This is a genomic window from Scytonema sp. HK-05 (assembly GCF_963872035.1).
Lineage (GTDB): Bacteria > Cyanobacteriota > Cyanobacteriia > Cyanobacteriales > Nostocaceae > Kalymmatonema.
Genome location: NZ_CAWMYC010000133.1, coordinates 1 through 12,386, shown reverse-complemented (window position 1 = coordinate 12,386; position 12,386 = coordinate 1). Strand labels below are relative to the sequence as shown.

Below are 12,386 nucleotides of genomic sequence, written 5' to 3'. Positions count from 1 at the left end.
CATATAGCTTTGAGAAGCAATGCCCACCCTACGATTTATGGTCTAATCATAGAATCAGCGCTGTAAATACATCCGATGAACAAACGGCGAGATAACGTCCCCTTTGATCCTTACTACTTCGAGAAACAGGCATCACGAAATGTAACCTTTTCGCTGGGCGACACCTTCCGCCACATCTACCAAATTAATCATTGGTGTGGAGCCGATTCAGTTTCAGGGGAGGGAGCTAGCAGGAGTCAAACGCAACAGATCGAAGCTGAACTTCCAGCACTACTCAAGACATTACAGGTGGACGTACTTCTCGACTTACCCTGCGGAGACTTCAGTTGGATGCAGTTCATCGATTTACCATCACGTTACATCGGTGCAGATGTTGTCTCCGAACTCATTGTAGAGAATCAGAAGCGGTACGGAAGCCAAAATCATCAGTTTATGACACTGGATTTGATCAGCGAACCTCTACCGACGGCAGACTTATTGTTATGTCGGGACTGCTTTGTGCATCTTCGGAATGCAGAAATTTGCTCTGCTCTTAATAATATCAAAAGGAGCCAGATCACTTACCTGCTAACGACGACTTTCCCAAATTGTGAGGAGAACGAAGATATCACCACAGGCGACTGGCGCTTGCTAAATTTGGAGAAACCGCCTTTTAATTTTCCGACACCACTACGGCTGATCAATGAGCAATGTAGCGAGGGAGATGGTTTGTATCGAGATAAGAGCTTGGGATTGTGGCTCTTACAAGACATTCCTTTGGTGAAGACACAGTAAAACTCACCTGATTTGATTAAAAATAATTAATAAAAGGCAAATAATAAAATAAGAATGGAGAAAATCAACAAATAAGTTTACCTGTGAAGAAAAAATCCCACGCTTTCTAAGCATAGGATTATCAGTCTGACCTTTCATTTCCCAAAACTTTCACCTTGACGATAACGTCATCATTCACCTTGACATAGACCTTGACCACCACTCCAAATGTGGGATCGACTTTGACGAAAACGTTGACCTTTACCACAATTTGCAAGAAACCCCGGTAGTTAAACCGGGGAAAAGGGGTTTTGTCGTGTACTTTGAGTCTTTTATGCAAGACCGCATTAATTTATAAAGATAGGCTTGTTTCAATCCAAATAATTGCCAAATTGCCAAGTAACTAGGTAATAATAGCTAAAATAAAACCCCAGGCTTATTACCTGGGGTTGACGGTGTTTCAACCACGATGTGCATGACGGCTTACCGCCCTAATCTATCCTTTTGTTCTTAACAAGAGTAGCCAAAATGCCAAGAACACTTATCCACAGATAACTACTGAGTTTGCGACAATTCCCTCAACAACAATGTGTTCTTGGCGAAAAAATCGTAATAAATATTAAGTAGAGTCGGCAAGGCACACCCTATAGACTAAAAAAAAGAAATTAAAAAAAATTAATAATTTGTGAATCAACAGCCTAACTATCAAACCACAGCACAACCCTCAAATGGCTGGCATGGCAAACTTAATTTAGTGTACGCCCATCGCCAAAATACAACAACGCTGATTCACAACCAAAATCAAGCACCGCTGAAGGTGCAACGCCCATTTTATCCAGAAGGGCAAGAGGTTTGTCATAGCGTGATTTTACATACAGCAGGGGGAGTTGTGGGAGGCGACCGCCTTTCTTGCAACTTCCACCTGCAACCGAACGCCCAAGCACTCATCACCACAGCAGCAGCAAGTAAGATATACCGCAGTAATGGCACTCAAGCAAAACAAAGCATTGAGATACAAGTTGATACTGGTGCTTGTTTGGAGTGGTTACCCCAAGAAACAATTGTCTTTAACGGGGCGATTTATCGGCAAGACTTGCGGGTAGAATTAGCTACGAAAGCGAGTTGGATAGGCTGGGAAATCAACCGATTTGGACGCAGTGCTAGAGGAGAGAAATTTGCAACAGGAGAATGGCGATCGCATACCGAAGTTTGGCAGCAAGGCGTCCCCTTATGGATTGATCGGCAATGGTTACCAGGTAGCGTTGAGGTTTTTCATAGTCCCCACGGTTTGGCAGGGCAACCTTTAGTAGGTAGTCTGGTATACGTTGGGCAAGAGGTTTCATCTGATTTGGTGGAGAAAGCGCGTTCTTTGTGGGATGGCAAAGGGGAAGCAGGTGTGACTCGTCTTTCATGTGGATTATTATGTCGATATCGTGGTTCTGCTACATCTGAGGTGAGAAACTGGTTTATTGGTGTGTGGCAGCTATTGCGTCAATCATTTTTGACACGTTCTAGTTGTGTACCAAGAGTTTGGCAGATTTAAACAAACCGCCAAGACGCCAAGGACGCCAAGAGAGGAGAGAAAAGAGGTAGGAAATGCAACTTACGCCGCAGGAGAAGGATAAACTGTTGATTTTTACTGCTGCACTATTGGCAGAAAGACGGAAAGAAAGAGGTTTGAAGTTGAATTATCCAGAAGCGGTGGCGTATATTTCTGCTGCTATTTTGGAAGGTGCAAGAGACGGACGAACTGTGGCAGAGTTGATGAGTTATGGTACAACGCTGTTAATGCGGGATGATGTGATGGAAGGCGTACCAGAAATGGTGCATGAAGTCCAAGTGGAAGCAACTTTTCCTGATGGGACAAAGTTAGTAACAGTCCATAATCCAATTCGTTAATTTAGCTTTGCACCTATTTCGTTTGAGGATGCTTATAAAATGCTTTCCCCCGAATTACAGATGAATATCCCTGAGGTTGTAGAAGAAGTCAAAGCAGCTTTCAAACGCTACGAGCAAGCATTGGTGACAAATGATATTACGGTGCTTGATGAATTATTTTTTAACTCACCCAGCACAATCCGCTATGGTGCAGGTGAAGAAAGTATTGGTTATCAGGCAATTCAAGATTTCCGCAAAGGGCGTAATCCATCTAACTTATCTCGAGATTTACAAAACACCATTATTACAACTTACGGAGACGATTTTGCTGTAGCCAGTACGGAATTTACTCGCACTACTTCATTAAACAAGTTAGGACGACAGCAGCAAACTTGGGTTCGCACTTGTGAGGGTTGGCGAATTGTTGCAGCTCATGTCAGTACGCGTGATTTATCTAGGTAAATAGTTATGATTCCAGGGGAAATTATTACAGCAGTTGGGGAAATAGAACTCAACGCAGGTCGTCCTACTGTAAGATTGCAAGTGTCAAATACAGGAGATAGACCGATACAAGTTGGTTCTCACTTTCACTTTTTTGAAGTCAACGCCGCGTTAAATTTTGATAGAGAACAAGCGCGGGGAATGCGCCTCGATATACCCGCTGGAACAGCAGTCCGCTTTGAACCAGGGGATGAAAAAGAAGTGACATTAGTCCCCTTAGTTGGTAGTCGTCAAGTCTACGGTTTCAACGCCAGAGTTAACGGACAGCTGCCACAATTATAAAAGTTTATTTTTAAACGCAGAGGGACGCTGAGGTAAACGCAAAGTAACGCGGAGTTAAAGTTTATTGGCTATGCGTTTGATGCCTTCTTTTAGGTGGAGAACGTTAAAGTTGAGGAGAAGACCGAGTTTGCAATTAGCTAGTTTGAGATAAGTTAAAAGTTGTACCGAGTGAATTGGTTTGATAGATTCTACAGATTTGACTTCAATAATGACTTTATTTTCGACTATTAAATCTAATCGATAAACACAATCCAATTTCACCTCTTCGTAAATAAGCGGTAATGGAACTTGCTTACCAACATTTAATCCCTTCTTTCTCAACTCGTAATCCAAGCACTCCTCATAAGCTGACTCTAACAAACCCGGTCCCAACGCTGTATGCACTCTCATTCCACAGCCAATTATCACCCCACTCAAATCATTCTCATCCATTCTCTGCGAACCTTTGCGCTTACCTTTGCGCCCCTTTGCGTTTAAACTCAATTCTAACCTCGGTTTAATAGCAGTGTATTATGCCTTACAGAATGTCTCGCCGCGCTTACGCGGAAACCTTTGGTCCAACAGTAGGCGATCGCATCCGACTAGCCGACACAGAATTATTTATCGAAGTAGAACAAGACTTCACCACCTACGGGGACGAAGTGAAATTTGGCGGCGGTAAAGTCATCCGCGATGGGATGGGACAATCTCCCATTTCCAACGCTGATGGTGCTGTTGATTTAGTCATTACGAATGCCTTAATTCTCGATTGGTGGGGTATCGTTAAAGCAGATATCGGCATTAAAGACGGCAAAATATTCAAAATTGGTAAAGCTGGAAATCCTTATATTCAAGACAACGTAGATATTATTATTGGTCCTGGTACCGAAGCGGTAGCTGGGGAAGGCATGATTCTCACTGCTGGCGGTATCGACACCCACATTCACTTTATTTGTCCGCAACAGATTGAAGTGGCGATCGCTTCCGGTATCACCACAATGATTGGCGGCGGTACTGGTCCTGCTGCGGGTACAAACGCTACTACCTGTACTCCAGGACCTTGGAATATTTACCGAATGCTGCAAGCCGCTGATGCTTTTCCTATGAACTTAGGATTTTTAGGTAAAGGCAATGCCAGCTTACCTCAAGGACTGGTGGAACAAGTGCAAGCAGGTGCGATCGGGTTAAAGTTGCACGAAGACTGGGGAACGACACCCGCTGCAATTGATACTTGTCTCAGCGTCGCCGATGAATATGACGTCCAGGTAGCCATTCATACCGATACTTTAAACGAAGCGGGGTTTGTGGAAGACACCATCGCCGCTTTCAAAAATCGTGTTATCCATACATACCATACTGAAGGTGCTGGCGGCGGTCACGCACCAGATATTATTAAAGTGTGCGGGGAAGCGAATGTGCTACCATCTTCCACCAATCCTACACGTCCTTACACCGTCAACACCTTAGATGAACATCTGGATATGTTGATGGTGTGTCATCACCTCGACGCTGGTATTGCCGAGGATGTGGCGTTTGCAGAGTCGCGCATCCGTCGGGAAACTATCGCCGCTGAAGATATTTTGCATGATTTAGGTGCGTTCAGCATGATTTCTTCCGACTCCCAAGCGATGGGACGAGTTGGTGAGGTAATAATTCGCACCTGGCAGACAGCGCACAAAATGAAAGTGCAACGCGGAGACCTCACCCTTGATACCCCCCTTTCTAAGGGGGGCAGGGGGGATCTGGCAGACAATTTTCGGGCGAAGAGGTATGTTGCCAAGTACACTATCAACCCAGCCATTACTCACGGTATTTCTCAGTATGTGGGTTCAGTGGAAGAAGGCAAACTTGCAGATTTGTGTTTGTGGCGTCCGGCGTTTTTTGGTGTCAAGCCGGAGATAGTCATTAAAGGCGGGATGATTGCATGGTCACAAATGGGCGATGCGAATGCAAGTATTCCCACACCGCAACCAGTGCATATGCGACCGATGTTTGGCAGTTTTGCGGGTGCGCGTCACGCTACATCGTTCACTTTTGTCTCACAAGCAGCTTTGGAAAGGGAAATTTCCAGCCAATTGGGTTTGCAAAAGCAAGCCGTTGCAGTCTGTGGGACACGCCAGTTGAGTAAGCGGGATATGAAGCTGAATGATGCGTTACCTCATATTGAAGTTGATGCCGAAACTTATGAAGTGAGGGCAGATGGGGAGTTGCTAACGTGTGAACCTGCAACAGTTTTGCCGATGGCACAGAGGTATTTTTTGTTTTGACGCTAATGGCAAGGAACAATTAGCAATTAGCAATTATTAGCCTGTAACCAGGTGACTAAAAAGTTGGCGAATTAAATCCTTTTTAAACCGTAAACCCGCCAGCAGCTGAGTACAGTTGGAAATCAGCTGTCGCTGTTCTGGTTCTTCTATATTACCGACCTCTTTCCCAAGCGTTTAGTCGTTGGGAGCGATCGCTCAATCCCGTTAAGGAAAAAAGAAATTAACACTCACTAGCGTGCAAATTGTGCAGTAGAGAGCGATCGCCTGCTTTGTAATGAAAACGCGATGGCACGGAGTGCCCGCCAAGGGCGATGGCGCAGAGCGCCCGCTGAGTCCTCCGGACACGCTACGCGAACGCGATCGCTTGTTTTATCGTCATATGGCGATGGCGCAGAGCGCCCGCTTCGCGATCGCTTTCTATCGCTTTAGTGTTTGTCACACGCCCAAAGCTTTTGTTACCAAGATTAAAGCGGTTTTCAAGTAAATAAACCACGGGGTAGGGGCACGGCAATGCCGTGCCCCTACAAAAATCTGTGGTTCAATTAGCTGAAAATAGCTGTAATATCAAGTCCGCTTAAATACTTGTCATTACCTTAAGAACCCCACCCCGCCAAAGCTGCGCTTAGGCTCCCCTCCCCGCTTGCGGGGAGGGGATAAAGGGGTGGGGTGCAGTTAACGTGGTAATCATAACTTATTAGCGGGACATGATATAAAGCTGTCGTCACTAACATCAAGACATTCATAAATACAGCAGATTGCAAGAGAAGCCGCCGCTTCTAAAAACCGAAGCATATCTAGGCATAAATCCGTAAATATGGGCAAGCTCAACTCCACGGTATAAGTTCGCTCAATTTCGTTGCGCATTTCTGCTTGGTTCCCTTGCCCTGTGGCTCAGGTTCTTTGACCACTAATCCCCAGTTAGAGATACTGAAACGAATTTCAAGTACGAGACTTAAAAAATATTCAATTTTTTGTAATTAGTTCGTGCTAAGTATTTCAAGGTTTTCACGCCCAGTAAGCTATGAGATCCCGCACTAATCAAGCGTAATTATATTATACACGTAGATATGCACAATTACCGGAAAAATCTCGGCAAGAATACCAAGATTTGCCGAGATATGCACAAAATTTATCGAGCAGCAGCCAACCCCTTCACCGCGTCACCGTGCCTCCACGTTCCCGCGTCTCCTCACTCCGCCTCCAAGTTCTTCAACTCCTCTGGTGTAAACGGATTCTTGTCTGCACGTAAATCTTTTACCCAGCGTTGCCGTTTTGCTTTCGCCTCAGCATCGTTACTAGATTTAATAAATACCTCAAACTCTTCAATGGCACCCGTAAAATTACCAACTAGCGCCCTTGCCAAACCCCGACTCTCGCGGGTAGATCCATTTTCAGGAGCAAGTTTCACTGCTTTTTCACAAGCATCATTAACTACATTCTTGGCATAACCTTGCAAGCTACCCCGCCAACACAGGCTGTCCCAAGCATTAACGAGGGTTTCTCTGGTTGGCTGTAGCTGTTCAATCTTTTTATAAACTGCAACTGCTTTGCTAAAATCATCCTGCTTCAAATGTTCTTTTGCTTGGGAAATTAAACCTCGTACAAAAAAGTCTTTAGCAGCTTTTTCTGGGTTAGTTTGTACACCTTCTGTGTCTGGATCTATATCTACTTTGGAATTTAGTTGCTGTACTTGTTGAAACTTGGCGACTGCTTTAGCTCTATCACCTTGTCTGGCTAGTGCTGTGGCTTGATTAATGAATGCTTTGCTGACAAGTTGTTTGGCAACTGTTTCTGCATTATTTTGTACGCCATCGGTGTCTGTGTCGAAGTCAACTTTGGGATTGAGTTGCTTTGCTTGTTGAAACTTAGCGATGACATCGGCAACATTGCCTTGTGCGGCTATGAGTGTGGCTTGATTAACTAATCCTTTGCTGGCAAGTTCTTTGGCAACTTGTTCTGGATTGTTCTGCACACCATCGGTATCTGGATCGAAATCAGTTTTGGCGTCTAGTTGCTTTGCTTGTTGAAGCTTGGTGACTGCACCGTCAAAATCGCCTTTGTCTGCTATTTCTCTGCCTTCTTTAACGAATGCTTGACTGACAAGTTGTTTGGCAACTTTTTCTGGATCGTTCTGGACACCATTGGTATCTGGATCGAAATCAATTTTGGCATCTAGTTGCTTTGCTTGTTGAAACTTGGCAACTGCACCATCAAAATCGCCTTTGTCTGCTATTTCTCTGCCTTTAAAAGCCAAACGGAGAACTTCGGTTTTGACTTCTGGATTAATGTCTAATTTAGAGTCCCATTTTTTAGCTGTTTTGAACTTAGCCAGCGCATCCTCAAAATTACCATTCCTGGCTGCATTTTCTGCTGCTGTCACCATGACTGGGGCTGCTGCTAACAAAATATTTTGATTTTGGCAAGCTTCTAATTTTTCTAAAGCTTCTGGATGAGTGATTAAATAACCTTTTAGCCTTTGACAACCCCGCGTAAGTAAATCATCTAAATTGAAGTACCAGATTTTGATCGTCTTGTCAGAACTTGCAGAAGCAAGGGTTTTGCCATCACTGCTAAATGCCACGCCCCAGACAGCATCGGAATGTCCACTGAGAGTGCGAATCACTTTACCGGTGCTGCTGTCCCAGATTTTGATCGTCTTGTCAGAACTAGCAGAAGCAAGGGTTTTGCCATCACTGCTAAATGCCACGCCCCTGACAGCATCGGNTTGTCAGAACTAGCAGAAGCAAGGGTTTTGCCATCACTGCTAAATGCCACGCCCCTGACAGCAGAGGAATGTCCACTGAGAGTGCGAATCACTTTACCGGTGCTGCTGTCCCAGATTTTGATCGTGTTGTCATAACTTGCAGAAGCAAGGGTTTTGCCATCACTGCTAAATGCCACGCCCAAGACAGCAGAGGAATGTCCTTCCAAGGTATTTTTTTCTTGAATTGCCAACATCTCTTGAATGCTGATTATGGGACTCAAAGCCGGGTAATCGACAATGGGGCGCTTTCCCTGCACTAGCTTCTTGAGTGTTTGCCCAGCCTGCATCGCCATGACAAAGCTTTCAACCCTTTCTGGCGGATTTGAATTAAACCGTTCTAGGGCATAGCTGCCAACCTGTTCGACTTCAGTGGCAGTAAAAGCCTTTCGTCTAGCTTGTTCTGCAATTACAGCTATTCCTACAGCCCCCAGTAGCGACACTCCTAAAATCGTAGCCCCAATGTAAGTTTGTCGTCGCGTTTTCTTTTTTGCCCGTCTCTCTTCTTCCAGGGCTACTTCTGCTTTCTGTTGCGCCGCTTCTAAAATCTGCTTCGCCTGTCTTTCAGTTGCCAAAGCAAGTTGCATTTCTCGCTGATCCAAATCTTGGCTAGCTGCTAAAAATTGATAATCCAAATCACTGAGGCTTTTGTCTCTCGCCCAAGCTTGCACATCCCGCAACGCCTGTCCCCGCAATAGCCAAGATTCGTCTTTATTAGTAGCAACCCACGATTCTAATGCTTCTGCATAAGGTCGTAAACCTGCTAAGGTTTTTGTCACCCAATTTTGATCAAAAACAGATTTGTAAATCTGATTATAAACTCTTAACTTCGACTGCTGTTTTACCACCAACCCCGACAACCGCAACTCCATTTGTTCAGGGCTGTCATCTCCGGCAATTTCTCCCTGCTGCAAAATTTGCTGATACAGTCCCAGTAGTCTGCCGGCACGTTTCTCATTTTTCAAAATGCGATCGCGTATCGTCCGCAAATGTTCTGGTTCATCCTGCGATTCCCAATTCTTGATAATCCGGGATTTTACCAATTCCTCCACATATAATCCCTCCTCCAACCCCTCCCCTAACCCCTCCTCAAACCCCTCCCCTAACCTCTCCTCAAACCCCTTTCCCAACCCCTCCTCAAACCCCTTTCCCAACCCCTCCTCAAACCCCTTTCCCAACCCCTCCTCGCTTGCGGGGAGGGGTGCCGCAGGCGGGGTGGGGTTCTGCGGATGAGTATGAATGAGTTTACAAAGCTTCTGCGTCAGAAAAGGTTGTCCCCCAGTCCAAGCCAAAATTTCTCTCATGACAATCTGGGGATGAGTAACTTTTTCTACCAATCCTTTGACTAAGGGTTCGGCTTCATCTGCCTGAAACCCGCGTAGTTCAATTGCCCTACCAATATTAAAAGGTGTGCGTTTTTTATCTTCAATTAAATCTGAAGGCGTCGCTACCCCCAAGAGTGCAAAAGTGAGGCGTTTGTATTGCAGTTTATCAGCACGTTGGTTATAGCAGTCTCGGATCAAAGCAAAAAAATCGTCAGTTCCCACAGTTTGCTTCAAGTTGAGGACACCATCAATTTCATCGATAAAAATGACAATGTTTTGCTCAACCTCTTTTAGCAGAACTTCTTCGATAAACTCACTCAATCGCTGTACTGGGGAGAGAAACTCGCGATCGCGCCACCAAGCCCGTAAATTAAACTTGTCTGAGAGGTTAAAACTGCTTACCAAACGGCGGACAATTCCCGCATACCATTGATCCGGTGTGACTTGCTGGCTACCAATTGTAGTTAAATCAATTGCTGCACAGGCAATACCTTCTGCTTGCAGCCGTTGCATGGTTTGCACCCGCAAGCTAGACTTGCCCATTTGCCGTGAGTTCAGCACATAACAAAACTCCCCTATTTTCAACCCTTCATAAAGGTCTTGATCTGCCTGTCGCTTCACATAAGTAGGGGCATTTGTTGGTAAACTTCCCCCGACTTGATATTCATAGACTGGGTTTTGTGCTAGGTTCATGAACTGAGTTTCAGGGGATTCATTTTATAGAGAAGTTGAGCGATCGCGGAAATACTGACGGTACAAATTGAAACGAGGTACGACATAATTATTTTCTAGATCCACCAACCCCATACTTTTTAATTTAAAAGCTTGTATTGGCTCCAGTTGTACTGGTGCGGTTGTTGCAACAATTTGTTTCATTCCCATTGCTAGGTCAGGATGTTGTTTCAAATTCCACCAGTGTCGTCGCAAATGGTCGCCAAAAGGACCAGCATCTGTAGGGGCAACTTGTAATAACTCCTCCAGTTTGGTATCCCGTCGTGCAATGCGATAAAGTGCAACCCGCACCAAATAAGGATGTCCTCCCACCATTGCCATCAACTGCTCAACTTTGGTAGAACTCCAATTGAGTCCGTGCCTACGTGTCAAATCTTGCAGTTGTTCCGCATTAAACTCCGGTAACTCAATCGCCAGCCCCACATTAAAAGGCGATTGATTGATATTCATTGGGATATAAACTTCTGTTGAATGCGCTACTACCAACCGCAATTTCTTCCATACATCCCGATTCTTCGCCTCCTCATGCCAAGCCCGCAAAAGTCCAAAAAAGTCGGCAGCAATTTCAGGGTATTGATAGACTAAATCGACTTCATCCAAGCCCAAAGCCAAAGGTTCGTTGATTTGTGCCAGGAGATACTCCTCAAAATAAGCTGTACAATTATCCTTGCTACCAAAAATCTCATCCCAGTAATCCGCTAACCGATTTGGTAGCCGCAATTTCCGCCCGACACTAGCACAGAACCAACGCAAAAATAAATCCAGGTCTGCGAACACTTTACTATCAGCCAGTTGAAAACTCAAAGATACCGCTAGAGAACCTTGTTGGGAAGCTTGATGAAGAATCCGCGCCATCAGCGAAGTTTTACCCATTTGCCTGGGTGCTTTGATGCGGATAAGAGAACCAGGTTTCAAAATCGCCTCATAGCAATGAGATTCTATAGGGGGGCGTTCCACATAAAAAGCAGAAGCTAGATCCACTTGACCTTCTGGCAATTCTGGTTCTGCCACTGGTAAAGGTGGGGATTCCAGAGTTTCCACAGCAGGCGATGTTGTTAACTCCTCTTCTGAAAAGACAGCCTCACGACCTTCTGCCAAAATTGTCAATATTTCTTGCAAAATCTTGGGTGTATCCGCAGATGATTTCCACTCTCGCTGTTGAATTCTTTGTAAATAACCCCGCAAGTCATAATTTAGTGGCGAACTCAAAGGAAAATTGATGCGAACGGGCAAAATCACGGGTTTACCGTCAGGACGTAAATCTTGCAACTGCTTCGCCCGCCTCACTTCTTCTGTCACCATTTCACTGGTTGCAGATTTAGGAGATAATAGCAGCAGAAAGTAATCAGACTGCTGCAATTCTCTATCGATACGCTCCGGCCAGTTTTCCCCGAGTCGGATACTCTCCCCAGCCATAAATGCTTCATGTCCAGCCGCTTTCAAAGCTTCATAAAACTGTTGAGCCAGCGTTAAATCTGGGTCTTGGCTACGATAGCTGATAAAAACTTTAGCGCTTTGACTTGCTGGTTTCACTGTTTCTAAGGAAAAAGCTTGACCCAACTCAGACCATGCTGTAACCAGCACTTGGGTAGGAATAATAAACGCTGCTTTAGCTGCCGATCGCTCCATTTCTGCCGCTACAGCCATTCCTGCTATACCTTGTAGCTGCTCATCCCAAATCGGCGCACCACTGAAACCAGGCTCTAATGCATAACCTTGTTGTTTGACATCCTCCAGTTGCACCCATCCGTTTGCTAGTCCAGCCCTAATTTCACCAGAAGCCCAAGCGCCATTAGGTTGGTTTTTTGGAAAACCTAATACTCTAAAAGGATGTCCCCATAATTCGTCTGATAATAGTTGGTGAAAGTATAGGCAAATATTACATAGCCTTGGAAACCATTTCAGATT

Annotated in this window: 10 protein-coding genes and 1 pseudogene; 7 read left to right on the top strand and 4 right to left on the bottom strand. The window is 45.0% G+C overall.

The window, feature by feature from the left end:
* The first annotated feature begins 75 nt into the window (after positions 1–75).
* A complete protein-coding gene (locus AACT52_RS29665) occupies positions 76–774 on the top strand; it encodes a class I SAM-dependent methyltransferase (protein WP_073634399.1) in 699 nt (232 codons plus the stop codon).
* A gap of 121 nt (positions 775–895) precedes the next feature.
* Here AACT52_RS29665 and AACT52_RS29660 read toward each other — a convergent pair whose 3' ends face one another.
* The gene (locus tag AACT52_RS29660; protein WP_143172911.1) at positions 896–1,093 is read right to left on the bottom strand and encodes a hypothetical protein; all 198 of its coding nucleotides are present in this window, start codon (positions 1,091–1,093) and stop codon (positions 896–898) included.
* A gap of 345 nt (positions 1,094–1,438) precedes the next feature.
* Here AACT52_RS29660 and AACT52_RS29655 point away from each other — a divergent pair, with 345 nt between their 5' ends.
* The 4 genes from AACT52_RS29655 to AACT52_RS29640 are packed head-to-tail and all read left to right on the top strand — an operon-like array spanning position 1,439 to position 3,414.
* Complete coding sequence (locus tag AACT52_RS29655) at positions 1,439–2,296, top strand: urease accessory protein UreD (protein ID WP_073634398.1); 858 nt, start codon at positions 1,439–1,441, stop codon at positions 2,294–2,296.
* Positions 2,297–2,349: 53 nt separating this feature from the next.
* Complete coding sequence (gene ureA / locus AACT52_RS29650) at positions 2,350–2,652, top strand: urease subunit gamma (protein ID WP_073634397.1); 303 nt, start codon at positions 2,350–2,352, stop codon at positions 2,650–2,652.
* A 39-nt stretch (positions 2,653–2,691) separates the two neighbouring features.
* Complete coding sequence (gene hpxZ / locus AACT52_RS29645) at positions 2,692–3,093, top strand: oxalurate catabolism protein HpxZ (RefSeq protein WP_073634396.1); 402 nt, start codon at positions 2,692–2,694, stop codon at positions 3,091–3,093.
* A gap of 6 nt (positions 3,094–3,099) precedes the next feature.
* Complete coding sequence (locus AACT52_RS29640) at positions 3,100–3,414, top strand: urease subunit beta (protein WP_073634395.1); 315 nt, start codon at positions 3,100–3,102, stop codon at positions 3,412–3,414.
* 54 nt (positions 3,415–3,468) lie between these two features.
* Here the strand turns inward: AACT52_RS29640 and AACT52_RS29635 are convergent, their stop codons facing one another.
* The gene (locus AACT52_RS29635; protein ID WP_073634394.1) at positions 3,469–3,846 is read right to left on the bottom strand and encodes a GxxExxY protein; all 378 of its coding nucleotides are present in this window, start codon (positions 3,844–3,846) and stop codon (positions 3,469–3,471) included.
* 80 nt (positions 3,847–3,926) lie between these two features.
* Between AACT52_RS29635 and ureC the strand changes: the two genes are divergently transcribed.
* Positions 3,927–5,660, top strand: coding sequence for an urease subunit alpha (gene ureC / locus AACT52_RS29630; RefSeq protein WP_073634393.1), 1,734 nt, complete (start codon positions 3,927–3,929; stop codon positions 5,658–5,660).
* Positions 5,661–5,934: 274 nt separating this feature from the next.
* Complete coding sequence (locus tag AACT52_RS29625) at positions 5,935–6,144, top strand: hypothetical protein (protein ID WP_073634392.1); 210 nt, start codon at positions 5,935–5,937, stop codon at positions 6,142–6,144.
* A 2,031-nt stretch (positions 6,145–8,175) separates the two neighbouring features.
* Here the strand turns inward: AACT52_RS29625 and AACT52_RS29615 are convergent.
* Positions 8,176–10,439, bottom strand: a pseudogene (locus AACT52_RS29615) (AAA-like domain-containing protein); the annotation flags it as partial.
* Positions 10,440–10,463: 24 nt separating this feature from the next.
* Entirely contained in the window at positions 10,464–12,107 is a 1,644-nt protein-coding gene (locus AACT52_RS29610; RefSeq protein ID WP_198941019.1) for an AAA-like domain-containing protein, read from the bottom strand.
* Between the last annotated feature and the right edge of the window lie 279 nt (positions 12,108–12,386).

What these genes read in the sequence shown, in the direction of transcription:
- AACT52_RS29665 (WP_073634399.1), top strand. Translation starts at nt 76, where the DNA reads ATGAACAAACGGCGAGATAACGTCCCCTTTGATCCTTACTACTTCGAG.
- ureA (WP_073634397.1), top strand. Translation starts at nt 2,350, where the DNA reads ATGCAACTTACGCCGCAGGAGAAGGATAAACTGTTGATTTTTACTGCT.
- hpxZ (WP_073634396.1), top strand. Translation starts at nt 2,692, where the DNA reads ATGCTTTCCCCCGAATTACAGATGAATATCCCTGAGGTTGTAGAAGAA.
- AACT52_RS29640 (WP_073634395.1), top strand. Translation starts at nt 3,100, where the DNA reads ATGATTCCAGGGGAAATTATTACAGCAGTTGGGGAAATAGAACTCAAC.
- AACT52_RS29635 (WP_073634394.1), bottom strand. Translation starts at nt 3,846, where the DNA reads ATGGATGAGAATGATTTGAGTGGGGTGATAATTGGCTGTGGAATGAGA.
- ureC (WP_073634393.1), top strand. Translation starts at nt 3,927, where the DNA reads ATGCCTTACAGAATGTCTCGCCGCGCTTACGCGGAAACCTTTGGTCCA.
- AACT52_RS29625 (WP_073634392.1), top strand. Translation starts at nt 5,935, where the DNA reads ATGAAAACGCGATGGCACGGAGTGCCCGCCAAGGGCGATGGCGCAGAG.
- AACT52_RS29610 (WP_198941019.1), bottom strand. Translation starts at nt 12,107, where the DNA reads ATGGAGCGATCGGCAGCTAAAGCAGCGTTTATTATTCCTACCCAAGTG.